Here is a 23157-nt window from a genome sequence, read left to right on the forward strand (position 1 = left end):
TGACATAAGCTATTTCCCTATATGAAAGGATTATTATGTCTGTATCTTCACCCGTGATAGTGGCCCTCGATTTCGACAATCTCAATTCGGCTTTGGCCCTAGCAGACCAAATTGATCCGCAAAGTTGTCGTTTAAAAATCGGTAAAGAGATGTTCACACGTTATGGGCCGGAGGTCATTCATGCGTTACATCGCCGTCATTTTGAACTTTTCCTAGATTTAAAATTCCATGATATTCCTAACACGGTTGCTAAAGCGGTATCAGCAGCGGCTGATTTGGGTGTATGGATGGTGAATGTTCATGCAGGAGGGGGTGCCCGAATGATGGAAGCGGCTCAACAGGCACTGGATAAATTTGGTAGTGCTGCACCGCATCTTATTGCTGTTACTGTCTTAACGAGCATGGATCAAGCCGATTTAACGGGACTCGGTATTACCGATACACCTTCAGAACACGCGACAAAACTTGCTCGTTTGGCTAAAAGCTGTGGCGTAGAAGGTGTCGTGTGTTCAGCGCATGAAGCTGTACAATTTAAACAGCACTTCGGTCAGGATTTCCTACTGGTGACACCGGGAATTCGTCCTGAGGGGAGTGATAAGGGCGATCAGCGCCGTATAATGACTCCAGCACAAGCGGTGAGCGCAGGTGTTGACTATATGGTAATTGGCCGTCCTATTACGCAATCGCCAGATCCTGAGGCATCCCTTAAAACTATTCTCGCTTCATTGGAGCAGGTATGACGAAGACTGGCAGTACACTGGTTTATTCAACTGATGGTGGCAGAATTATCCCTGAAAAAGTCATACCAGTACGTGCAAAAGGCGATGGCATTGTTCGGATTCATCGTCAAACTAGTGGTCGTAAGGGGAAGGGCGTCTCATTGATCACTGGATTGGATTTGGATGATGAAGCATTAGCTAAACTTGCCGCTGAATTAAAAAAGAAATGTGGATGTGGTGGCACTGTTATTGATGCCACTATTGAGATTCAAGGCGATAAGCGTGATTTTTTAAAAACGTATCTTGAAGGTAAAGGCTTTACCGTAAAATTAGCGGGTGGTTAATAGCTTAGGCCGCGAAATATAAAGAAGTCGATTTCGTTACCCAAAAAAATACAGTATATCGTTGTGGTAAAAAACCCCGTTATTATTAAACGGGGTTTTAATCTTTAACGACTCGATTGGTTACCAATTACTCCGCCTAATGCCGCGCCACCGAGTGTTCCTAAGCCATCGCCATGTGTTAGCACTGAACCGCCAATTGCCCCTAAGCCAGCGCCAATGGCTGTATTTCGGTTTCTTTTAGACCAGTTTGAACATCCGGCTAAGAGTGTCACCAGCGTTAATGCGATAACAGCATTAATGATTTTTTTATTATTTAATGTCATACATTCTCCTTGGCGAACACTGCAATACGTTCAACCGATATAAACAACGTGTAAAGTCTACTGTGATGCACTTTAATTTGCATCGAAATTTAAATATAGGTAAATACTCTTAAATTTCACCATAAAGTATCACGATGCCAAGTTGCTATTGAGAACGTAGATGAGGGGACAGAGAGGGAACAATAGGAAGATATAAAAGCCCTTCCATTTATTGAGGAAGGGCTTTATTAAATAAACTATGCGATAGGACGAGCAACCACTGAGCGAGTTTCCATTCTAACCTCAGCGATAGTCACCTCAATAATATCGGTAACACGATAACGTTCTTCACCTTTGATCATTGCTGTCCCTAACTCTTGGCTACACACCAATTCGTCACGCACAGAGTGAATGAAAGGGGCAGGAATAAAGGCAACTGCGCCATTATCTAATAACCTGACACGCATTCCACCACGACTAATGTCAATGATCTCAGCATTGAACTTCTGTTCTGTGCCAGCGAAAGGTGCTAAGTAACGCGCATATAACCAGTCACCTACGTCACGCTCTGCCATTCGGTGTTGACGACGACGTTCTGACATTCTCAACGTAAGGGCTTCATCAGGCTTATTATCTTGCTGTTGCAAGATAATTGACTTGAGTAGGCGATGGTTAACCATGTCGCCATACTTACGGATAGGTGATGTCCACGTTGCATAGGCATCGAGTCCCAAGCCAAAGTGCGGGCCTGCTTCAGTACCAATTTCAGCAAAGGATTGGAAGCGACGAATACGGCTATCTAAGTACTGCGTGGGTTCTTCATCCAGACGGCGGCGTAAGACTTTAAACCCTTCTAGGGTTGCGATGGCTTTTGCATCCACCGTAATGCCATGGTTAGCTAAAATAGCACTTGCTTGCTCTGCATTTTGCTCATCAAATCCACTATGCAGATTATAAATGCCGAATCCGAGATGTTCACGAAGGGCTTCACCCGCAACGATATTTGCGGTGATCATCGCTTCTTCAACCATTTTGTTTGCGACTCTACGCTGCTCAGTAATTATCTCTAAGACTTCACCTTTATCACCTAGAACGAAACGGTAATCGGGACGGTCGCGGAAAACGAGCGCATGCGTTTTACGCCATTGGTGACGAATAGTACAAAATGCGTGCAATAACGTGATCTGCTGTGCGATAGCTTCACTTTCTGGTTGCCAATCGCCATTTTTCTCAAGCCAGTCAGAAACATTGTCGTAGACTAACTTCGCTTTTGATTCGATCCATGCCGCGTAGAATTCAGGTTTGCCAACGACTGCACCGTCACTATCAATGGTGATGTCGCAAGCCAGCACAGGGCGTTTAACATTAGGGCGTAGAGAGCAGAGATCATCGGACAGCTCCCGCGGTAACATTGGAATATTAAAACCGGGTAAGTAGTTCGTGAAGGCACGTTCTGCGGCAATATCATCGAGAGGGGTGTTAGGCATCACCCACGCGGTGGGATCTGCAATCGCAACAGTCAGACAGAGTTGACCGTTATCGCCCTGACGCGTAAATAAAGCATCGTCCATATCTTCGGTTGAAGCACTATCGATGGTGACAAAATCCAGTTCTGTCAGGTCACGTCGGTTGAGTGTTTCAGCTTGAAACTCAGGCAATTCAGCTTCTGGTGCGCTACGCCCCAAATTATGACGTGACAGTGTCACCCACCACGGGGCGAGATGGTCTTCACCAAATGTAATAAATTCGGTAAGTTCGGCGTAAAACCCACGATCACCTTTCAGTGGATGGCGCTTCATCTCAGCCACAGCCCAATCGCCGGTAACGAAATCGTGCTCAACGCCACGCGCTGCACGACACTGAATTGCTTCTTTGAGCAGTGGATGGTCAGGAACAATCGATAACCGATCCTCTTTTCTCTGTATTCTGCCTACAAATCGGCTCAAGAAAGGCTCAATTAATTTTTCTGGTTCCGCACTTTCTTTATCTTTGTTCGTTTGGATTACCGCGCTGATTCTATCGCCATGCATTACTTTCTTCATTTGTGGCGGCGGAATAAAGTAGCTTTTTTGACCTTCGACTTCGAGGAAGCCAAACCCTTTATCGGTTCCTTTGACCACACCTTCAACACGTGGGGTCTGATCATGCAGTGTCTGTTTAAGCTGCGCCAGCAGCGGATTATCTTGAAGCATATTTTTAGTCATCAGTGGCTAATTGGCGGCAACCAGTTTTACGCGAATCGAAGCTCTGCGGCAAGACATTAATCGCGCAATTAGCAAGTGGGAGTGGAAGGGTGGGAGGAATAGGCAGGTATTATCAATACCTGCCTAAGAGACTTATTTGAGTTCTAACTCATTCATCGCAGCAATGCTAAAACCGCCATCAACATGGACAACTTCACCGGTGATACCACCTGCCAAGTCAGAGCATAAGAAAGCGGCTGAATTACCCACGTCCTCGATCGTTACAGTACGACGAATAGGTGTAACGGCTTCGCAGTGTGCGAGCATTTTACGGAAATCTTTGATTCCTGATGCCGCGAGCGTACGAATTGGACCTGCAGAAACGGCGTTAACACGCACGCTGTCTGGGCCCATCGCGTTTGCCATGTAACGGACATTGGCTTCTAACGATGCTTTAGCTAAGCCCATAACGTTGTAGTTAGGGATAGCACGTTCTGCGCCTAAATATGAAAGGGTAAGCAGTGCAGCATTAGGGTTTAACATCGCGCGGCATTCTTTAGCCATTGCAACGAAGCTGTATGCACTAATGTCGTGGGCAATTTTAAAGCCTTCACGGGTAACGGCATTAACATAATCGCCATCAAGTTGGTCTGCAGGAGCAAAACCGATAGAGTGAACGAAACCATCAAATGTTGGCCAGGTTTTCGCTAATTCAGCAAATAGGCTTTTGATGCTCTCATCTTCTGCAACATCACATGGCAAAACAATATCAGAACCAACTTCTTTCGCGAATTCTTCTACGCGGCCTTTAAGTTTGTCATTTTGGTAGGTAAAAGCAAGTTCAGCGCCTTGTTTGTGCATCGCTTGAGCGATACCCCAAGCAATGGATAATTTACTTGCTACGCCAGTAATAAGAATGCGTTTACCGGAAAGAAAACCCATAATATTGATCCCTTTAATATCATTATTGTTAGCAGATAACGTTTCTGCGATAAAGTTGGCGCGATTCTAACACGACTTTTCGGCCATATGCTAATCGAGCGCATCTAACGCTTAAAAACTAATCATTACGCCATGCATCTGAGGTCAGTTCGCTACCAAAGTGACTATTGATCAATTTCCGCGTTAAGTCATGCAGTGGACAGGCAAGGACATCTGCGGTTCCTCCCCGTTCAACAATTTCTCCTGCACGCATGACGATTAACCCGTCGCTAACATGTTTCATCATACCAATTTGTTGAGTCACATAGATGTAGGATAAACCGTCACGCTCTTGGAGTTCCAACATCAAATTAACCAATTGAGAGCGCATCGTCATATCTAAAGAGGTCATGGCTTCATCGGCAATAACGATTTTGGGTTGTAAAATCAGTGCTCTCGCTAATGCGAGACGTTGTCGCTGTCCAGGTGCGAGCATATGGGGATAAAGCCCGGCGTGTTCTTTGAGCAACCCGACTTTTTTCAGCGTGGTAATAATATGTGTATAGCGTTGTTCATCGGTGAGCTGGCTGTTGAGTCGCAACGGCAGATCGAGAATTTGGCTAACACGCTGCCGCGGATTTAGCGATGCAGTCGGATCTTGTAATATTATTCGTATCAGCGGGCTACGAAAGCGGTAATCACCGTAAACCAAGGGTTGATTATTGATCAATATTTCACCTGCACTGGGTTCGACCATGCCCGCAAGCATCTTCGCTAAAGTTGATTTCCCAGAACCATTTTCCCCGATAATCGCTAAAGTTTGGCGCTCTTTCAGCGTGAAGCTCACATTTTTCACGGCTTCAATCGGTTGTGAACGAAATAATCCTGTCTTATAACGATAGGTTTTACTGAGATTCCTGACTTCTAACAGAGTCTCTAACATGTCTAACTCTCGATATTCAGTGGGAAGTGGCAGGCATATTGATGATGTTTTGTGCCAATAAGAGGAGGGCGAACAATACATTCTCGTTGTCCATAAGGGCAGCGCGGCCCCAATCGACAACCTAACGGGAGATGCTCTAATGATGGTATGGAGCCATTAAGTGTATTTAAACGACTTTTATGAGGTAGCGGCTGACCAAAATCAGGCATTGCTCGCATTAAGGCTTGTGTATAAGGGTGATGAGGTGATGCAATCAGCTCTTTACTCGATGCGCTCTCGACCGTTTGCCCGCAGTAGAGGACTTGAATACGATTTGACCATTGGCTGACTGTACGTAAATCGTGACTAATCAGTAAGATAGTCGTGTTATTATTTTGATTTAAACGCCCAAGTAACCGGAAAATCTGATCCTGTGTGGTGGATTCCATCGCATTAGTGGGTTCATCAGCAATTAACAGACGCGGTTGACTGGCCAGTGCAATAGCGATCATGACTTTTTGGCATTCGCCTTCCGTCAATGCGTAAGGATAACTTCGCATGATATCGCGATGGTCACGAATCCCGACACGGTGCAAAATATCGATCACACGATGTTTACGCCAAGGTAATAAACGCTGATACCAAGGCCCCTTAAATGTATCACTAGGAATCGCTTGCTTTAGTTGACGCCCGATGGAGGCTGAAGGATCTAGACAGGCCTGTGGTTCTTGAAAAATCATTGAGATATGACGCCCAATGATTTTACGACGTTCACGCGGGGTTAAACGCAAAAGATCTATATCGCCGAATCGCATACGATCGGCCGTTATTCGCCAATTATCCGATGTTACGCCACAGATAGCTTTGGCTACTAGACTTTTACCCGAACCGGATTCGCCGACTAACCCCAGTATTTCTCCTTCATTAAGTAGGAGATTGACACGATCGACGGCTCTAATCGGTTTATTGTCATTAATAAATTCAATGGTCAAATTACGGATGTCGAGCAGTGGCATTTATTTCACTCCCGCATCAATAGCGCGGCGAATACCTTCACCGAGTAGATTAATTAATAAAATCGTACACATAATTGCCGCACCGGGAAGCATCACCGTCCAAGGAGCGACATACACTAATTCCAACGAATCCCCTAAGATCGTTCCCCATTCAGGAGAAGGTAAGCGTGCCCCTAACCCGAGGAAACCCAATGCTGAGATATCAAAGATAGCAATAGAGAGACAGCGTGTGAAGTCGCTGACTAAAACCGGTAAAATATTCGGTAAAATCGTCCCTTTCAATAACGATATGGGGCTCACACCGTCAAGTCTTGCGGCCACTACATAACCTTCATTCATCTCTTCGCGAATCGCTAAATAAAGTGTACGAACCATTCTTGGTGTCAAAGCAATCCATACGGCTAACATAGCATGCCATAGACTTGGGCCAAGAAAAGCAATCACAATAATGGCCAATAAAAGCGAGGGTAATGCCAAGGCAATATCCAAAAAATGGTTAATCGTGGCTGAACGCAGTCCTCGTGTCATGCCCGCCAGTGAGCCAAGCAAAAAAGCACATATTGCTGAGAAAAGGGTCGCTATCAAGGCACTGCCGATGGTTGGCATGGCACCGGCCAGTAATCGACTCAGTAAATCTCGGCCGAGATCATCGGTTCCTAAGAAGAAAGAGACATCACCGTAATGAGACCAAGACGGTGGTAATAACTGGTAGCTAATAAACTGTTGATCAATACCGTAAGGTGCAAGGAAATGCCCTACAAGACAAAGTAGCAGCAGGACACAGGTACCGTAAAAGCCGACCATTGCTGACGTATCGCGATAGAAAAAATGCCACGCTCGACGAAATGCGCCAGGAAGCTGTTCCTCCTGATAAATCTTATCGATTGGCATACCATTCCTTATGTTTTAGAGGGTCAATAATTGCACCAAAAATATCAGCCAGCATATTAATTAATATGACTAAACTCCCCAATGTCATCACACCCGCAGAGATCGCATTATAGTCAGCTTGTCTTACTGCCATAATTAACCAACGTCCTATTCCCGGCCAGTTAAAAACTGCTTCAGTAATCATCGCCAGGGTGAGTAACGTAGAGAATTGTAACCCCAGTTGTGGAACAATCGGCGGCAGTGCGTTGTGGATCACATGCCGACGAACCACGGTAAACCGGGAAAGCCCACGAATAAATGCTGCTTTAATATAACTTTGATTAATGGTTTCTAAAGTGCTGTCACGCATAAGACGAATGAGCTCAGTCATCGGAACTATCGATAAAGTGACCACCGGCAATACCAAGTGACGTAGCACACTGATAAGCATTGCATGGCGGTGCGGCGAATGCGATAACCACGCATCTACCAGAGCTGAACCGGTTATTGCTGGGGCAGGATAGAGTAAGTCGATCCTGCCCGAGACAGGAAGCCAGCCCAACGTTAACGAGAAGAGCATCGTAAGCAGCAGTGCTAACCAGAAAACGGGTAAGGAAAACCCGACTAAGGCGAAGCCACTGATCACTTTATCTTGCCACTTGTGGCGATTTATTGCCGCAATAATCCCTAATGGTAAGCCTACCAGAGTCGCTAATATGCCGGCGAATAAGCACAATTCAAGCGTGGCGGGGAAAACTTCTAATAGCTGTTCACTAACGGGCTGACCATTAATACTCGAAATGCCAAAGTCGAAATGCAGCATGCCTTTTAGCCAAAACAGATAGGCATCGCTCAATGTCGCGCCTTCTAACGGGGCGTGAGGGGTATAGTAGCAGAGACTAAAGCTGACCCAAGAAAGCAGAATCAGGGTTGCGATGAGCAGAAAGAGACGTCGAGCAATATAGAGACTCATGGTGCTTCCTCATTGGCATCATCACGATAAACACCGGCGAAAGAGCTGTCGCCAAAAGGACTGAACACTAGGCCTTTAATGTCGTATCGATAGGCTTGTAAGCGTAACGGTGAAGCTAAGGGGAGAAGCGGAAGTTGATCTGCCAGAATTTGCTGTGCTTGGCGATAATAATCAATTCGACCAGATAACTGTTGTGAGAGTAATGCGAGATGTAAGGTGTCATCAAAGTGCTCATCACACCAATGCGCATAGTTTGTTCCCGAATTCATCGCTGCACAGCTCAACAGAGGGCGGAAGAAGCTATCGGGATCATTGCTGTCGGTACTCCATCCCGCTAACGTCAAATCGTTGTTCATTGCCATCAGCTGATTTTCTTGAAAACGGCCTTCAATAGGTTGAATGTCGACATGTACACCAATGCGACCAAGGTCAGCTTGGATAAGTTCTGCCGTTTTAAGTGGGCTAGGATTCCAGGGTTCAGAAGCAACCGGTACCAACATTTTCAAATGCAGATCATTGATGTGTAAACTTTCGAGGATTTTCTCAGCTTTATCGGGATTATATTCAGTAACTTTTGCTTCATTATCATACGCCCAAGATGCACGTGGTAGGACTGAAGCTGCCGTTTCTGCGGTGCCATAATAAATAGAAGCCATCAACCGCTCGTTATTGATGGCTAAGGCTAACGCGCGACGGACATCAATATTATCCAGAGGAGGCTTACGCGTATTAAACGCTAAAAATGCCATGTTCATCCCAGGACGAAGCATCATCCGTAGACGCGGATCATCGCGTAATATCGTTAACTGGCTTGCCGCAGGATAGGCTAATACGTCACATTCGCCGGTCAATAATTTAGACAATCTACCTGTGCCGCCTGCGCCTAAATCGATCACAATTTGTCGAAGGCGTGGCACGCCTTTCCAATAATAAGGGTTACGCTGTAAGCGGATAAATTGGCCGCTACGGTATTCACTCAGCTGATAAGGACCCGTTCCAACCGGTTGACGATCTAGGCGCTCTTGATGATGGTCAAGGCTCAGTTGCTGAGCATATTCGGCAGATAAAATCGGTGCATAATGGGTTGCAAGGTGCCAGAGAAAACTGGCATCCGGATGTACTAGCTTGAACTCAACAGTACGACTATCCAGCTTAGTGACCGATTGCACACTGTCTGCAAACTGTAAACTATCAAAATAAGGATAGTGGCCGCCATTTACCTGATGCCACACATTAGTTTTATCAAACATTCTCGTAAAACTAAACACTACATCGTCCGCATTCATGGTACGCGTTGGGGTAAACCAAGGGGTATGTTGAAAAGCAACCTGAGGGCGAAGATGGAAAATAAAGGTGGCACCGTCATCTTTAACTTCCCAACTTTCGGCTAAAGCGGGTACGAGGCGGAAAGTATAAGGATCGACGTCGAGTAAACGGTCATAGAGCTGCGCGGAAAGCGTATCGATAATCACGCCGCCACTTGCAAGCTGCGGGTTGAAGGTGTTTATCTCACCATTAACACAGTAAACGATACCGTTATTATGCGTCAGAGAGGCGGCACACAGTGTTGAGGTTGCGCTTAACACACCAATACTGACAAGCAGAGCTCGTAAAGTTTTCGTCATAGGGAGCTAAATTAATGAACCATTAAGTAATTTTACCCTAAGCGCTGAGTAAAACCAATGATAGGGCGACAAAGGGCAGGGATAATTCAATTCAGCAATAGTAATGAGAATTATTTGTAAAAAGTAATGATAATGATTATTATAAAAACTCTGGTGATGACAGGTTATCAGAAACGACATTGCTCACATTGCTTCTCGTATTTGTTGCCCGCTGACCGCGGGCTTTTTTTATCTGTAATATCTATAAGTTGTGTTTTTTAAGTAATGCTCGAAATTGGTGATAGGTCAAGCCAAGTGCTTTAGCCGCTTGTGTTTGTTGCGGAAATTTTTCTAAACTTTCTTTTAGCAAAGCGGCTTCTTGTTGATGTTGCCAAGTGCGTAAGTCCATAGGAAGGGGCGGCAGCAAGCTGGAGGACGATGAAGGCATCATTTGCGAAACGTGATGGTGGAACGGCGTTAAACTTACGGTTTTTAACGGGTGTTCAAGGTCAGTGCTGCGGTAAACGGAGCGTTCGATGACATTTTTCAACTCTCGGATATTACCCGGCCACGGTGCGTTAAGTAATTGCTGCTCGGCAATAGCACTAAAACCCGGAAAATAAGGACGATTAAGTTCCCGGCACATCTGCATCGCAAAATGGCTTGCTAATGGCAATATGTCGGCTTGACGCTCTCTTAGTGGCGGCACATAGACCACATCAAAAGCAAGACGATCTAATAAATCAGCCCGAAATTTTCCTGCTTGGACAAGGGTAGGGAGATCCTCATGGGTCGCACAGATAACTCTTACATCGAGATGAAGGGTGCTATTTCCCCCCACGCGTTCTATCTCACCATATTCAATCGCACGTAACAATTTCTCTTGCACGGCAAGGGGCGCAGTGCCAATTTCGTCCAAGAAAAGTGTGCCATGATTGGCTCGCTCAAAGCGCCCAAGGTGACGCTTTTGAGCCCCCGTAAATGCCCCAGTTTCATGGCCGAATAATTCTGAATCTAAAAGATTCTCATTGAGTGCAGCACAATTGACGGTCACATAGTTTTCCTGCCAACGGTCCGATAAATAGTGTAGGCGTTGCGCCACTAGCTCCTTTCCACTGCCGCGTTCGCCTTGAATAATAATGGGTTTATTAAGGGGCGCTAACGAAGAGACATGCTCAAGCATATTTAGGAAATTTTCCGCCTCACCCAGGACATTATCACGTTGCATAGTTGGTTTTTTTCGCTAAAAGTTAGTGTATTTGACCATTCTACAGAAAACTTTATTGTGCCGCTTTATTTAAAATGATTAATAATCAATGAGATAAAAAATGGCACGCGAGTTGCTATACAAATACCCTCTCTACAAAAACAACTCGGAGTTTGACAATGGGTATTTTTTCACGTTTTACAGATATCATTAACGCTAATATCAATACGCTATTAGAAAAAGCGGAAGATCCGCAAAAAATGGTGAGGTTGATGATCCAAGAAATGGAAGACACACTGGTTGAAGTTCGCACGCATTCGGCCCAAGCACTGGCAGAGAAAAAAATGCTGCAACGTCGTATTGAGTCAGCTACCTCTCAAGCAGAGGAATGGCAGCAAAAAGCCGAACTCGCGGTACGTAAAGATAAAGAAGACCTTGCTCGTGCGGCACTGTTGGAAAAGCAAAAATTACAGAAATTAGCAGAAAAATTACAGGGTGATGCGGCTATTCTCGATGAAAATATTCATAAGATGAAGAGTGAAACTGCGGAGCTTGAAACTAAGCTAACAGAAACTCGTGCACGCCAACAAGCCTTAACGCTGCGTTATCAAACAGCATCCACCAGTCGTCAAATCCGTCAGCATGTTGACAGTGGTAAAGTGGAAAAAAACTTGGCGCGTTTTGAATCTTTTGAGCGTCGAATTGATCAAATGGAAGCTGAAGCTGAAGTATTAAAACAGGGCAGCGCAGCGAGTCTTGAGCAGCAATTTTCAGCCCTAAGTGCCGATGACGAAATTAGCCAGCAGCTCGCTAAGATTCGTCAGCAAGTGGCTAAGTCAGAATAAACGCCTTTCCTCAATGAGATCGCACAAGGAGTACTGATGAGTGGAATATTATTTATCCCGTTAACATTATTTGTGGTGTTTATTGCGCCTTTCTGGCTATGGCTACACTACAGTAATAAAGGAAAACTCTCTCATAAACTGTCGGGCAAAGAGATCGCGCAGATTGAGCAACTTAAACAAGATGCTGATCGAATGAAGGACCGCATTATTGCTTTAGAAGCGATTCTTGATGCCGAAAACCCCGCGTGGAGACAATCATTATGAACCTCCCTTTTATAAGTGAAAAACCGCTATATCGGAATAGCGAAAATGGGAAAATTTTAGGGGTTTGTGCCGGTATTGCTGACTATGCCGGTGTGCCCGCCAATTTGGTACGGTTGGTTGCGATTTTATCCACCTTTGGTTTCTTTTTCGTCACGATTTTGGTCTACATCGCCTTAGGATTTATTTTGGATAAAAAACCTCAGAGCAGCCGACAAGATCAGGCTACACTTTCTATTGATGAAATATTGCAACAGGCCGACCAGACCTTGAAAGAGAGCGAGCAGCGTTTACAGAAAATGGAAGGATATGTAACCTCTGAAACCTTTTCAGTACGCAGCCGTTTTCGCAAGTTGTAACGAAGGGATTGTGTCGCACAGAGTTACAAAAGTGAGGGTAAAATGAATAAGAATTGGCAAAACTCAGCAAAAAAACAGGTAAAACCTGCGTTAAAATCAGTGGGTAAATTCGTTTTACTCAATGCTGTCACTTTTGGGCCAGCAGGTGTTGCAGGATGGGCTGTTAAATCGGTTACGAAAAAGCCGGTTAAACTCTTTTTAGGAATGGTGCTGGAGCCTCTTCTTAGCAAAGTGATGAAAAAGATTTCAGCAAAATTACTAAAAGTACAAAATGAAAAACATCCAAAATGAAGTAATGTCTTGGGTACAGCGCGGTACGGATCAGCATCTTTGCCTCGCGGTAACAGGGCTAAGCCGAAGTGGTAAAACGGCGTTTATTACGTCATTGGTTAATCAATTACTCTCGGTTAATCACGGTGCACGACTCCCGCTCTTTACGCCGGTACGTGAAGGGCGCGTATTAGGGGTCAAACGCATTTTGCAACGTGACCTTGCCACCCCCAGTTTTACTTATGATCGTGGGATCGCTCAGCTCTATGGTGATCCTGCAAATTGGCCAACGCCGACCCAAGGGGTGAGTAAAATAGAGCTGGTTATCCGTTACCGCACGCAGCATTCGTTGTTACGCTATATTAAACAGACCTCATCGTTACATATTGAAATTATTGACTACCCGGGTGAGTGGTTGCTCGACCTGCCGATGTTAGCGCAAGACTATGTTGAATGGTCTGAGCAAATGCGCGGGTTATTGGTGGGGCGGCGAGCAGAGTGGGCGGCTTCGTGGCAATCAGCCTGTGCTGACCTCGATCCTAACGGAACGGCTAATGAGTTATTATTGACAGAGTTGGCACAGCGATGGACCGATTTTTTACACCGATGCAAAGCAGAGGGTTATCATTTCATTCAACCGGGGCGCTTTGTGTTACCAGGCGAAATGGCAGGTGCACCGGCATTACAGTTTTTTCCTTGGCCGTTTGAAGAAATTCCAGCACAACAAGATCAACGTCTTGAGAAAACCTCGACCTACTCCGTACTTAAACAGCGCTACGACTTTTACTGCCAACATATCATAAAGAAATTTTATAAAGACTATTTTGTAAAGTTTGACCGTCAAATCGTTCTCGTCGACTGTTTACAACCCCTTAATAGTGGCCCTGATGCGTTTAACGACATGCGTCTAGCCTTAACACAGTTGATGCAAAGTTTTCATTATGGACAGCGCTCGCTATTAAGACGATTATTTTCACCGGTAATCGATAAACTTCTATTCGCTGCCACCAAGGCTGATCATGTTACCAGCGATCAGCATACAAATATGGTGGCTTTGTTACGTCAAATAACACAGGCCGCATGGCAACATGCTGCTTTTGAAGGTGTGAATATCGAATGTCTAGCCTTGAGTGCGATTCAAGCGACTCGCCCAGGAAAGATTGAACACCACCAGCAAATCACTCCGGCTTTACAAGGTCGACGGTTACCTGATTATCAACCCGTATTACTTTATCCCGGAGAAGTCCCCGCACAGCTCCCTACGGCGTCTTTTTGGCAACAGCAAGGTTTTCAATTTGAAAACTTTACGCCATTGGCGATGGAGGCGGATAAACCATTACCTCATTTACGTATGGATAATGCTTTAGAATTTCTACTGGGAGATAAATTAACATGAAGGACGATAACATAAAGCCGCGCATTGACTTTAGTGTCACACCCACTGAGCATCAACCCGATAAGGTTAAAGCCGCCTATTATTTTGATGAACAACAGGCGGAGGAAAATTTTATTCCTGAGTCAAAGGATGATGAGTCACTTGATACCGAACAAACGATCACGCTTGAACGTAGTTTTTGTCGTCCTAGATTGCCCATGTGGGGACGCCTCTTATTACTGGGTATCCTTATCTTATTAGTGAGTGGGGTGGCTCAATTAGTGCAAACGATGATCACTGCGTGGCAAGATCACCAGTGGTTTTCGATGGGGTTAGCCTTTTCCGGGGTAATGATTGTGTCTGCCGCGCTTGGCGCGGTACTTTCAGAATGCTTACGGTTACGCCGATTAAAAAAACAGATGGATATTCATCAACAGGCGCACTCATTACTCTCCAGCCATGAACATCGTACAGGACGTGCTTTTTGTGAAGCATTAATTAAAAATGCGGGGCTTTCTGCTGAACACCCGGCTGTAATCAACTGGTATGCCGCATTGGACCCTTCTCTGACTGATAGGGAAGTGGTTATCCTCTATTCAACACTTATTCAGCCTACTTTTGATAATCAAGCGCGTCGCTTAATCCGCCATACCGCAACGCACTCCGCCCTGATGGTTGCCGCCAGTCCTTATACGGTCGTCGATATGGCTTTAGTGGCCTGGCGAAGTTTACGGATGATTAATCAAATAGCTAAACTTTACCAAGTGGAGCCAGGCTATTTGGGACGGGTAAGGTTGCTGCGCTCAGTGCTGATTAATATGGCGATTGCTGGCGCGAGTGAATGGGTACAGGAAAGCAGTATCGACTGGCTATCTCAAGATCTCGCAGCAAGGCTGTCTGCGCGAGTGGCACAAGGGGTCGGAGTCGGATTATTAACCGCCCGATTAGGTATCAAAACTATGACCTTGTGTCGTCCTATCCCTTGGTCCGACGGTGAGGCACCTACCATTGGCGAGTTTCGGCGTGGGCTCATTGCTGATTTAACCAATAAAATTCGTACTAAATAACTCTATTAATAGGACAAAGTCTCATTATTTTATAAAGTGTCAACTTTTCCTGACAGAAATATTCTGCTTTATTTCCAGCTAGCGTATACTATTACGATTAGGTAGCTGGGGGAGAGTTGTCATGCGCTTAGAAGTACAATGCCAAGATCGGCAAGGATTAGTACGCGAATTATTGGACTTGTTGGTCAAACGTAACATCGATCTCTATGGGATTGAGATTGGTGAAAACTATACAGTTTATCTGCGTTTTAGTTCAGTCAATTTTGATGATTTCAGTGGGCTAATGGCCGAGATTAGGCGAACATCTGGAGTGAGCGATGTCCGTCGTGTCAACTATATGCCTTCAGAACAGGCCCAGCGTGCTTTACACGCACTGGTAAATACTTTAGCTGAACCGATTTTATGTACGGATCTCAAAGGACGTATTGAACTGGTAAACCCTGCGGCACAGCAACTTTTTTCCCTTAACGACAAGCCAACGTCCTACCCATTGACGGCATTACTTCCCAGTGTAGAGCTCTCTCTTTCCCAAGAAAAAAAATCAGTACCAATAACCTTACAAGGGCGTGACTTTATTCTCGAAACTTGTCCACTTTTCTTGCCAGATGATGAAAGTCAACAAGTACAACAAACCGGCACATTGCTGCTGTTCAAATCCACGGCACAGAGGGGAGTGGTATCACAGCCTGATCCCTTGGAAACTGAGGGAGCTTTTAACCATTTTATTGCAGAGAGTCCAAAAATGCGGCAGCTCGTGCAACGTGCAAAAAAACTGGCAATGCACGATGCACCATTGTTAATCATCGGCGAAACGGGTACGGGAAAAGATATCCTTGCGCGCGCCTGTCATCAGTACAGCCCGCGACATGGCCACCCATTTCTCGCACTGAATTGTGGATCTATCCCCGATGATGTCGCAGAAAGTGAGTTATTTGGCCATGCTGCCGGCGCTTATCCTAATGCTATAGAGAGTCAAAAGGGATTTTTTGAGTTGGCCGCAGGCGGTTCCGTGTTTCTGGATGAAATTGGTGAAATGTCACCCAGTTTGCAAACGAAATTATTGCGTTTCCTCAATGATGGTACTTTTAGACGAGTTGGTGATGAGCATGAAGTTCATGTTGATGTGCGTGTGATTTGTGCGACACAAAAAAATCTACAAGAACTGGTCGATCAGGGAAAGTTTCGTGAGGATCTGTTTTATCGCCTAAATGTATTATCGATTCAGCTGCCAGCATTGCGCGAGCATCCGCAGGATCTTATGGCGCTATCAAGTTTCTTCGTAACACGTTTTGCCCAAGAGCAGGGAACCATTGCACCGCGTCTCTCTCCATCGCTTGCCGCCCACTTAGGACGCTATCACTGGCCTGGTAATATTCGTCAGCTCAAAAATTGCTTATATGCTGCGATGGCGCAATGTGATGGTGAAGAACTTCGCCCTCAAGATGTTATTTTACCCAATTATTCTACCGATGAAGAGATTGACGTTTTACAACTCGAAGGGACACTCGACGAAATTAATGGTCGCTTTGAACGTTCGGTTCTGACTAAACTTTATACGAGTTATCCAAGCACCCGAAAGTTAGCAAAACGTCTTGGTGTTTCGCATACCGCTATTGCAAATAAGCTGCGTGAATATGGGGTTGTACAAAAAAATACTGAGCATAAAGAGTAGTGGTGAAGTTTTTTTTATTAGGCCAAGCACGTAAGTGCTTGGCCTAATCATTTATTTCAGGCTGTTTAATGCCGCATCATAGTCGGGTTCTTGAGCAATTTCTGGCACTAATTCGCTGTAAATTACTTCATCGTTTTCGTTAAGTATGACCACTGCACGTGCCGTTAATCCCGCTAAAGGACCTTCTTGTAATGCGACTCCCCAGTCCTGTTGGAACTCTGGATGGCGAAATGTGGATAGCGTATCGACATTCTCAAGGCCATCCGCGGCACAAAAACGAGCTTGTGCGAAAGGCAAGTCTGCGGAAACGCAAAGCACAACAGTGTTGGCTAAACCTGAGGCTAATTGGTTAAATTTACGGACAGAAGCAGCACATACCCCGGTATCAACACTTGGAAAAATATTGATGACTTTACGTTTTCCGGCATAAGTCCCTAATTCAATATCTGTTAGATCCTTATTGGTTAAGGTTAAAGCCGGTGCTTTGCTACCGACGACAGGGAGTTGCCCGGCAACTGCAAATGGTGACCCTTTTAGCGTAACAGTTTGAGACATTCTAGATTCCTTAATTAAAAAACTACCGTTCCTATTTAGTAGGAACTTTAATGAGTTAGCGCGACTTTTATGACATACTTTTTCAGTTTAATCGAGAGCTGAAATGCGAAAGTCACGCATTAAGTTAAGACTATATCTCCTATCAATGATTAAGGAATATCGCTTATGCACTGCTTATCGCGAATGACGATAGTCTGTCTAGTACCTTTGAGTTTACTCACCGCAGGAGCGGCGTACTCTGAAGAGCTTGCTGCACAACAATCTATCACCCGCCAAATTAAGGATGAACCCGCTTCGTTAGATCCTGCTCAAGCTACCGGGCTTCCTGAAATTCCTCTTTTACGTGATTTATTTGAAGGGTTAACTAATCAGGATCCTCAGGGCCATCCGGTTCCCGGAGTCGCTGAAAGTTGGCACACCAATGACCAAAGAACATGGATATTTACGCTGCGTAAAACGGCAAAATGGTCAGACGGCCAACCCGTCACAGCGAAAGACTTCGTATATAGTTGGCGGCGAATGGTTGATCCAAAAACCAGCTCACCGTATGCGTGGTTTCCGGCATTGGCAGCCATACAGAATGCAGCTGCAATTACTGCAGGAACAAAACCTGTTGATAGTTTGGGGGTGAGGGCGATTGATGAAACGCATTTACAAGTCATCTTGGATCACCCTGTTGCATGGTTTCCAATTTTAACCAGTAGTTTTGCGCTTTATCCTGTTTATGAAAAGGCGATAACGACTTATGGAAATCAGTGGACACTGCCCGGCCATCTAATCGGTAATGGGGCCTATCAGTTGGCTCAGCATGTGGTCAATGAACGTGTAGTCCTCACACGTAATCAGTATTATTGGGACAATAGTCATACCACAATTAATACGGTGACTTTCGTGCCGCTCAATGATTCTGTCACCGCTATGCATTGGTATGAAGCTAATGCTATCGATGTTACAGAGTCCTTTCCAAAAAACCGTTACCAAATATTAAAGAAGGCTCTACCCGGTGAGGTTTATACGCCGGCACAATTGGGAACGTATTATTATGCTTTTAACACCCAAAAAGGGCCGACAGCGAACGTAAATGTGCGAAAAGCGTTATCCTGGTCCATCGATAGAAACATTATCGCTGACAAGATATTAGGCACAGGCGAGAAGCCAGCATGGTATTTTACTCCAGATATTACTCAAGGATTTACACCTCCCACATTACCTTACCAGTCGTTAACGCAGGACGAGCGCAATCAGCAAGCGAAGCAGTGGTTAACTTCAGCAGGATTTGGGCCAGACCATCCATTAAAAATCAGTCTCCTTTACAATACTTCGGATAACAACAAGCAGATTGCAATCGCTGTTGCATCGATGTGGAAGAAGAATCTAGGTGTTGAGGTGAGTCTAGTCAATCAGGAGTGGAAAACGTATATCGACAGCCGTAAACAAGGTAATTTCGATGTGATACGCGCATCATGGGTGGGGGATTATAATGAGCCATCCACATTCCTTTCTCTGCTTTCTTCCACTAATAGCGGTAATATTTCTCGATTTACAGATAAAAATTATGACGCAATTGTCCACGCAGCGAGTCTCGAATCCTCGCCTGAAGAACGTGAAAAAAGCTATGACGATGCAGAAAAGATCATTGCAGAGCAAGCCCCTATCGCACCTATATATCAATATACCAATGGACGATTGATAAAGCCTTGGGTAAAGGGTTATCCGATTACCAATCCTGAAGATGTGGTGTACAGTCGCCAATTACGCATTGAAAAACATTAATAAAATTTTACTTATTCAGTCACAGAGTGAGTCGGATTTTCATCTAGACTACTTTTTAAAAGTGAGCATAAGGGGTCAGCTTTGAATTCAATAGACATTAAAGAGTTGCATGTGCCAGATGCCATCATCGCTTGCCAGTTGGATGGTGAAGGGGGAATGTTGCCTCTCAGTGCAGCAGGTCAAGTCGGGCCGACCAACCCTTGTTGGGTACATTTGGATTACTCTTCAACAGAGAGTCGTGACTGGTTACAATCAACGCCACTGATTCCGGACGCGGTTCGTGATGCATTGGCCGGGGACAGCATGCGTCCGCGTATTAGTCGGCTCGCGGATGGCTTTATGTTGGTACTACGAAGTATCAACCATAATGATAATGCACGACCTGACCAATTAGTGGCTGTAAGGGTCTTTATCAATGGCGATTTAATCATTACTACCCGTAAACGCAAAGCCCGCGCCATCGATAATGTCTGGGAAGATTTACAAAAGGGTCATGGTGCGGAAAATGCGGGTAACTGGATTGTTGAATTTTGTGATGCCCTGACAGAGCAAAGTGGGGAGTTTATTGAACAACTCTACGATCGAATCATCGCTCTTGAAGATGCACTATTAGACGGTAAAGTTCCTGCTCGAGGGGAGATGGCTCTTTTACGAAAACAATTGATTGTGATGCGACGTTATATGGCTCCCCAGCGGGATGTATTTGCGCGCATTGCTAACGAAAAATTTACGTGGATGGCAGATGAAGATCGTCGTCTTATGCAGGATATTTCCGACCGGTTAGGGCGTGGGCTGGAAGACCTAGATGCAGGTATCGCACGTACCGCCGTGATCAGTGATGAAATTGATGCACTACTCGCAGAGTCGATGAACCGTCGAACTTACATCATGTCGCTAATGGCAATGGTATTTTTACCGGCTACCTTTTTGACTGGTCTCTTTGGCGTCAATCTTGGGGGAATACCGGGAGCCAGTTGGCATTATGGTTTTCCGATTTTCTGTGTGTTGCTCGTTATTATTGCGATTGCAGTTTTTCTATGGTTAAAGAACCGAAAATGGCTCTAATCACCAGACTTGCTAAAAGGTGATCTGAATCAAGACGTCAATGTGGCCATTTAGGCATAATTTCTCTTGCAGGTGAATGCAACGTCAAGCGATGGGCGTTGTGCTCCACATTGTCTTACTTTTTGAATTAAAGCATAGCGTAATTGATTCTCATGACCCCGGCACCTAGTTTTCTAGGGCCGGTTTTTTTTATCGAAAAAAAAGGAAAGCTGCTGCTTTCCTCTGGGTATTAAAGTTCAACAATATCTAATCGTTGTTGAATACGTGGCTCATTATCGTCATCTTCTGGCTGCCACCCCATCGGCGTTGTGGGTAAGGATTCGCGGTCAAAAGCTAAATCTCCTCCCGCGACAATAGCACTACCGTGAGTCACTGCATGAAAATCAAATAATGCAGTATCTGCCATATGCGAAGGAACAATATTTTGCATGGCACTAAACATCGTTTCGATTCTGCCAGGATAACGCTTATCCCATTCACGTAACATATCGCCAATGACTTGACGTTGTAAATTGGGTTGTGATCCGCATAAGTTACAAGGGATTATTGGGAACTGTTTCGCTTCAGAAAAACGCACAATATCTTTTTCCCGGCAGTAGGCCAAGGGGCGAATAACGATATGTTTACCGTCGTCACTCATCAGTTTCGGTGGCATACCTTTCAGTTTTCCACCGTAAAACATATTCAAAAATAAGGTTTGAATAATATCATCGCGGTGATGGCCTAACGCAATCTTCGTACAGCCCAACTCTGTAGCCGTACGATAAAGTATACCGCGACGTAACCGTGAGCAGAGCGAACAAGTGGTTTTCCCTTCAGGAATTTTATCTTTAACGATAGAGTAGGTGTCTTCTTCAACAATTTTGTACTCAACCCCTAGCGACTCAAGATATTCAGGCAGGATATGTCCAGGAAAGCCTGGCTGTTTTTGGTCTAGGTTAACCGCAATCAAGGAAAATGAGATCGGCGCGCTTTTTTGTAAGCTACGTAGCATTTCAAGTAAGGTATAACTATCTTTACCGCCAGAGAGGCAGACCATAATTCGGTCGCCGTCCTCAATCATAGAAAAATCAGCAATCGCCTCACCGACGTTGCGACGTAAGCGTTTTTGTAATTTATTAAGGTTATATTGCTGTTTACTGTTAATTTCGGGATTGAATGACATTAAGCGAGTACCTGAATCAAGAATTCTACGAAAAAGTCGTCTGATATCGGATGAACGGGCGACGGTTCAAACGCGCCGCGAAGTCTAGCATAATTCCGACGTTAATCAGAAGTTTTGCATCAAAACTCTTTAAAATTACCCTTCTAGATGTTTTTGTTAAAATAAATCGTAAAAAGATATGTAATGACTCGATTAATGGCGGCAACTCTGACATATTTTCATGGATATTATAGACCCCTCTGGAGCTAACCGAATGAAAGTTGTTTCTTTGATGCTTGCTGGTAGTATCGTGCTACTCGCTGGTTGCAGTCACAAAAATGTAGAACCTGAACAGCAAGCAACAGCCGCTCACATCCAACCCGTACATATGTCTGTTGTCGCGATGGATAACTGTGCCATGGCAGGGGGGGCACTTGCGTATACACGGCAATTAGACGGTAGCCGTATTGGCATGTGCCAGTTGGTCAATGGTAAGCGTTGTAGTGAAGCAGCGTTAATCAATGGGCATTGTGCACGCTAACGGCTATCCCTAGCGTGCAATACACTTCTACTCGTACTTGACCGCATTTTCGCAGGGTTGACCGGCAAAAATTTGCGATAAGTTACTCAGGGTTGTGTGTGCAATACTGGTCAGCGCTTCTTGCGTGAGGAAGGCTTGGTGTCCAGTGAAGAGGACATTATGGCACGCTGAGAGGCGTCCAAAGATATCGTCTTGGATGATCTCGTTCGATTTATCCTCGAAAAACAGATCACGCTCATTTTCATAGACGTCCATACCCAGCGATCCTACTTTGCCCTGTTTTAACGCTTCAATGGCTGCAGAGGAATCAATCAGACTGCCGCGACTCGTATTAATAATCATCACCCCTTTTTTCATTTTCGCAAATGCCTCTGCATTGAGTAGATGGTGATTATCGGCTGTCATTGGGCAGTGTAAGGAGATAATGTCTGCGCGGGTGAGTAATTCTTCTAACGGCGTGTAGGTTACCCCTAAACTCAGTGCCTCGGAAGAGGGATAGGGATCTGTCGCAAGTAACTCCATGCCAAATCCACGTAAAATACGTAATGTAGCCAGGCCTATTTTTCCCGTACCAATAATCCCTGCCGTTTTCCCGAACATATTAAAACCGGTCAGTCCTTCAAGAGAGAAGTTACCTTCACGCGTCCGTTGATAAGCACGATGAATACGGCGATTTAGGCACATCATCATACCGATAGCGTGCTCGGCAACCGCTTCCGGTGAATAGGCGGGAACGCGTACGACACTCATACCTAAATTTTGTGCAGTGGGGAGATCGATATTATCAAACCCAGCGCAGCGCAGCGCGATTACGTGAATACCTAAACGATGAAGTTCAGTTAAAATAGTTTCATTACACTCATCATTGACAAACAAACAGACGGCTTGATGCCCGACGGCATTTTTCGCCGTTTCGGCGGTTAGGCGAAAGTCAAAGAAACTAAATGTATAATTGAAGTGTTTATTGACATGAGTGAGGACTGCTTGGTCATAGCTTTTAGTACTGTAAACCGCAATTTTCATAGTTTTTTCTCCATTAGAGACTGGTGATGTTATACTTCGATAGGCGATTACATTTTTTGCGCTACATCATTTTTATATGCGTAAAATAATAAATAGAATTAATAAGTTAATAGGATTTGTTAAAAGCGTTATAAGGGATACGGAAA

The 23157-nt window shown here is 44.9% G+C and carries 24 protein-coding genes; 12 read left to right on the top strand and 12 right to left on the bottom strand.

All coding sequences use genetic code 11. The annotated features are described in order from the left end of the window. Positions 1 to 35 precede the first annotated feature (35 nt). On the top strand, positions 36 to 740 hold the full coding sequence (gene pyrF, locus HGT73_RS03065) for an orotidine-5'-phosphate decarboxylase (protein ID WP_214212200.1): 705 nt from the start codon (positions 36 to 38) through the stop codon (positions 738 to 740). Continuing rightward, complete coding sequence (gene yciH, locus HGT73_RS03070; RefSeq protein WP_214212201.1) at positions 737 to 1063, top strand: stress response translation initiation inhibitor YciH; 327 nt, start codon at positions 737 to 739, stop codon at positions 1061 to 1063. Before pyrF ends, yciH begins: the two co-directional genes overlap by 4 nt. A gap of 104 nt (positions 1064 to 1167) precedes the next feature. Here the strand turns inward: yciH and osmB are convergent, their stop codons facing one another. From osmB to pspF, 9 genes are all read right to left on the bottom strand, one after another. Then, positions 1168 to 1386 (bottom strand): osmotically-inducible lipoprotein OsmB, encoded by a 219-nt coding sequence (osmB, locus tag HGT73_RS03075; protein ID WP_214212202.1) that lies wholly within the window; start codon positions 1384 to 1386, stop codon positions 1168 to 1170. A 236-nt stretch (positions 1387 to 1622) separates the two neighbouring features. After that, positions 1623 to 3557 carry an exoribonuclease II gene (locus tag HGT73_RS03080; RefSeq protein WP_214212494.1) on the bottom strand — a complete coding sequence of 645 codons (1935 nt, stop codon included), beginning with the start codon at positions 3555 to 3557 and terminating at the stop codon, positions 1623 to 1625. 144 nt (positions 3558 to 3701) lie between these two features. Beyond that, the gene (fabI, locus tag HGT73_RS03085) at positions 3702 to 4490 is read right to left on the bottom strand and encodes an enoyl-ACP reductase FabI (protein WP_214212203.1); all 789 of its coding nucleotides are present in this window, start codon (positions 4488 to 4490) and stop codon (positions 3702 to 3704) included. Between the two features lie 118 nt (positions 4491 to 4608). Further along, positions 4609 to 5412 (bottom strand): putrescine export ABC transporter ATP-binding protein SapF, encoded by an 804-nt coding sequence (gene sapF / locus HGT73_RS03090; RefSeq protein ID WP_214212204.1) that lies wholly within the window; start codon positions 5410 to 5412, stop codon positions 4609 to 4611. Positions 5413 to 5414: 2 nt separating this feature from the next. Beyond that, positions 5415 to 6407 carry a putrescine export ABC transporter ATP-binding protein SapD gene (gene sapD, locus HGT73_RS03095; protein WP_214212205.1) on the bottom strand — a complete coding sequence of 331 codons (993 nt, stop codon included), beginning with the start codon at positions 6405 to 6407 and terminating at the stop codon, positions 5415 to 5417. Next, positions 6408 to 7298 (bottom strand): putrescine export ABC transporter permease SapC, encoded by an 891-nt coding sequence (gene sapC, locus HGT73_RS03100; protein ID WP_214212206.1) that lies wholly within the window; start codon positions 7296 to 7298, stop codon positions 6408 to 6410. Next, complete coding sequence (gene sapB, locus HGT73_RS03105) at positions 7285 to 8250, bottom strand: putrescine export ABC transporter permease SapB (protein ID WP_214212207.1); 966 nt, start codon at positions 8248 to 8250, stop codon at positions 7285 to 7287. The genes sapC and sapB overlap by 14 nt, the downstream gene beginning before the upstream one ends. Next, positions 8247 to 9875 carry an ABC transporter substrate-binding protein SapA gene (sapA, locus tag HGT73_RS03110; RefSeq protein ID WP_214212208.1) on the bottom strand — a complete coding sequence of 543 codons (1629 nt, stop codon included), beginning with the start codon at positions 9873 to 9875 and terminating at the stop codon, positions 8247 to 8249. Before sapA ends, sapB begins: the two co-directional genes overlap by 4 nt. A gap of 241 nt (positions 9876 to 10116) precedes the next feature. Continuing rightward, the gene (pspF, locus tag HGT73_RS03115; protein ID WP_214212209.1) at positions 10117 to 11082 is read right to left on the bottom strand and encodes a phage shock protein operon transcriptional activator; all 966 of its coding nucleotides are present in this window, start codon (positions 11080 to 11082) and stop codon (positions 10117 to 10119) included. Between the two features lie 158 nt (positions 11083 to 11240). Here pspF and pspA point away from each other — a divergent pair, with 158 nt between their 5' ends. From pspA to tyrR, 7 genes are all read left to right on the top strand, one after another. Further along, positions 11241 to 11906 carry a phage shock protein PspA gene (pspA, locus tag HGT73_RS03120; RefSeq protein WP_214212210.1) on the top strand — a complete coding sequence of 222 codons (666 nt, stop codon included), beginning with the start codon at positions 11241 to 11243 and terminating at the stop codon, positions 11904 to 11906. A 36-nt stretch (positions 11907 to 11942) separates the two neighbouring features. Continuing rightward, entirely contained in the window at positions 11943 to 12170 is a 228-nt protein-coding gene (pspB, locus tag HGT73_RS03125; protein WP_214212211.1) for an envelope stress response membrane protein PspB, read from the top strand. Continuing rightward, entirely contained in the window at positions 12167 to 12526 is a 360-nt protein-coding gene (gene pspC / locus HGT73_RS03130) for an envelope stress response membrane protein PspC (protein WP_214212212.1), read from the top strand. The genes pspB and pspC overlap by 4 nt, the downstream gene beginning before the upstream one ends. A gap of 42 nt (positions 12527 to 12568) precedes the next feature. After that, positions 12569 to 12817 (top strand): phage shock protein PspD, encoded by a 249-nt coding sequence (pspD, locus tag HGT73_RS03135; RefSeq protein WP_214212213.1) that lies wholly within the window; start codon positions 12569 to 12571, stop codon positions 12815 to 12817. Then, positions 12798 to 14192, top strand: coding sequence for a YcjX family GTP-binding protein (locus HGT73_RS03140; RefSeq protein ID WP_214212214.1), 1395 nt, complete (start codon positions 12798 to 12800; stop codon positions 14190 to 14192). Before pspD ends, HGT73_RS03140 begins: the two co-directional genes overlap by 20 nt. Beyond that, positions 14189 to 15238, top strand: a complete 1050-nt coding sequence (locus HGT73_RS03145) for a YcjF family protein (protein WP_214212215.1) — start codon at positions 14189 to 14191, stop codon at positions 15236 to 15238. The genes HGT73_RS03140 and HGT73_RS03145 overlap by 4 nt, the downstream gene beginning before the upstream one ends. Before the next feature lie 121 nt (positions 15239 to 15359). Then, positions 15360 to 16910: a transcriptional regulator TyrR gene (tyrR, locus tag HGT73_RS03150; protein ID WP_214212216.1), complete on the top strand. Its 1551-nt coding sequence runs from the start codon at positions 15360 to 15362 to the stop codon at positions 16908 to 16910. Between the two features lie 51 nt (positions 16911 to 16961). Here tyrR and tpx read toward each other — a convergent pair whose 3' ends face one another. Continuing rightward, positions 16962 to 17465, bottom strand: coding sequence for a thiol peroxidase (tpx, locus tag HGT73_RS03155; RefSeq protein WP_214212217.1), 504 nt, complete (start codon positions 17463 to 17465; stop codon positions 16962 to 16964). 165 nt (positions 17466 to 17630) lie between these two features. Here tpx and HGT73_RS03160 point away from each other — a divergent pair, with 165 nt between their 5' ends. Continuing rightward, positions 17631 to 19238 (top strand): peptide ABC transporter substrate-binding protein, encoded by a 1608-nt coding sequence (locus HGT73_RS03160; protein WP_214212218.1) that lies wholly within the window; start codon positions 17631 to 17633, stop codon positions 19236 to 19238. 81 nt (positions 19239 to 19319) lie between these two features. After that, positions 19320 to 20303, top strand: coding sequence for a zinc transporter ZntB (zntB, locus tag HGT73_RS03165; protein WP_214212219.1), 984 nt, complete (start codon positions 19320 to 19322; stop codon positions 20301 to 20303). 229 nt (positions 20304 to 20532) lie between these two features. On the opposite strand, the gene ttcA is transcribed toward zntB, so the two are convergent. After that, positions 20533 to 21468, bottom strand: coding sequence for a tRNA 2-thiocytidine(32) synthetase TtcA (ttcA, locus tag HGT73_RS03170; RefSeq protein ID WP_214212220.1), 936 nt, complete (start codon positions 21466 to 21468; stop codon positions 20533 to 20535). A gap of 253 nt (positions 21469 to 21721) precedes the next feature. Between ttcA and HGT73_RS03175 the strand changes: the two genes are divergently transcribed. Then, on the top strand, positions 21722 to 21988 hold the full coding sequence (locus HGT73_RS03175; RefSeq protein ID WP_214212221.1) for a putative hemolysin: 267 nt from the start codon (positions 21722 to 21724) through the stop codon (positions 21986 to 21988). 27 nt (positions 21989 to 22015) lie between these two features. Here the strand turns inward: HGT73_RS03175 and HGT73_RS03180 are convergent, their stop codons facing one another. Continuing rightward, complete coding sequence (locus tag HGT73_RS03180) at positions 22016 to 23011, bottom strand: 2-hydroxyacid dehydrogenase (RefSeq protein ID WP_214212222.1); 996 nt, start codon at positions 23009 to 23011, stop codon at positions 22016 to 22018. Between the last annotated feature and the right edge of the window lie 146 nt (positions 23012 to 23157).

The sequence above is a fragment of the Rosenbergiella australiborealis genome, assembly GCF_018494035.1.
GTDB lineage: Bacteria > Pseudomonadota > Gammaproteobacteria > Enterobacterales > Enterobacteriaceae > Rosenbergiella > Rosenbergiella australiborealis.

Bases quoted from the DNA above. Each gene is read 5' to 3' on its own strand.
- sapD (WP_214212205.1), bottom strand. From the start codon at position 6,407: ATGCCACTGCTCGACATCCGTAATTTGACCATTGAATTTATTAATGAC.
- HGT73_RS03080 (WP_214212494.1), bottom strand. From the start codon at position 3,557: ATGCTTCAAGATAATCCGCTGCTGGCGCAGCTTAAACAGACACTGCAT.
- HGT73_RS03175 (WP_214212221.1), top strand. From the start codon at position 21,722: ATGAAAGTTGTTTCTTTGATGCTTGCTGGTAGTATCGTGCTACTCGCT.
- osmB (WP_214212202.1), bottom strand. From the start codon at position 1,386: ATGACATTAAATAATAAAAAAATCATTAATGCTGTTATCGCATTAACG.
- pspB (WP_214212211.1), top strand. From the start codon at position 11,943: ATGAGTGGAATATTATTTATCCCGTTAACATTATTTGTGGTGTTTATT.
- pspF (WP_214212209.1), bottom strand. From the start codon at position 11,082: ATGCAACGTGATAATGTCCTGGGTGAGGCGGAAAATTTCCTAAATATG.
- ttcA (WP_214212220.1), bottom strand. From the start codon at position 21,468: ATGTCATTCAATCCCGAAATTAACAGTAAACAGCAATATAACCTTAAT.
- tyrR (WP_214212216.1), top strand. From the start codon at position 15,360: ATGCGCTTAGAAGTACAATGCCAAGATCGGCAAGGATTAGTACGCGAA.
- tpx (WP_214212217.1), bottom strand. From the start codon at position 17,465: ATGTCTCAAACTGTTACGCTAAAAGGGTCACCATTTGCAGTTGCCGGG.
- HGT73_RS03180 (WP_214212222.1), bottom strand. From the start codon at position 23,011: ATGAAAATTGCGGTTTACAGTACTAAAAGCTATGACCAAGCAGTCCTC.
- yciH (WP_214212201.1), top strand. From the start codon at position 737: ATGACGAAGACTGGCAGTACACTGGTTTATTCAACTGATGGTGGCAGA.
- HGT73_RS03145 (WP_214212215.1), top strand. From the start codon at position 14,189: ATGAAGGACGATAACATAAAGCCGCGCATTGACTTTAGTGTCACACCC.
- sapA (WP_214212208.1), bottom strand. From the start codon at position 9,875: ATGACGAAAACTTTACGAGCTCTGCTTGTCAGTATTGGTGTGTTAAGC.
- sapC (WP_214212206.1), bottom strand. From the start codon at position 7,298: ATGCCAATCGATAAGATTTATCAGGAGGAACAGCTTCCTGGCGCATTT.
- pspD (WP_214212213.1), top strand. From the start codon at position 12,569: ATGAATAAGAATTGGCAAAACTCAGCAAAAAAACAGGTAAAACCTGCG.
- pyrF (WP_214212200.1), top strand. From the start codon at position 36: ATGTCTGTATCTTCACCCGTGATAGTGGCCCTCGATTTCGACAATCTC.
- fabI (WP_214212203.1), bottom strand. From the start codon at position 4,490: ATGGGTTTTCTTTCCGGTAAACGCATTCTTATTACTGGCGTAGCAAGT.
- HGT73_RS03160 (WP_214212218.1), top strand. From the start codon at position 17,631: ATGCACTGCTTATCGCGAATGACGATAGTCTGTCTAGTACCTTTGAGT.
- HGT73_RS03140 (WP_214212214.1), top strand. From the start codon at position 12,798: ATGAAAAACATCCAAAATGAAGTAATGTCTTGGGTACAGCGCGGTACG.
- pspA (WP_214212210.1), top strand. From the start codon at position 11,241: ATGGGTATTTTTTCACGTTTTACAGATATCATTAACGCTAATATCAAT.
- sapF (WP_214212204.1), bottom strand. From the start codon at position 5,412: ATGTTAGAGACTCTGTTAGAAGTCAGGAATCTCAGTAAAACCTATCGT.
- pspC (WP_214212212.1), top strand. From the start codon at position 12,167: ATGAACCTCCCTTTTATAAGTGAAAAACCGCTATATCGGAATAGCGAA.
- sapB (WP_214212207.1), bottom strand. From the start codon at position 8,250: ATGAGTCTCTATATTGCTCGACGTCTCTTTCTGCTCATCGCAACCCTG.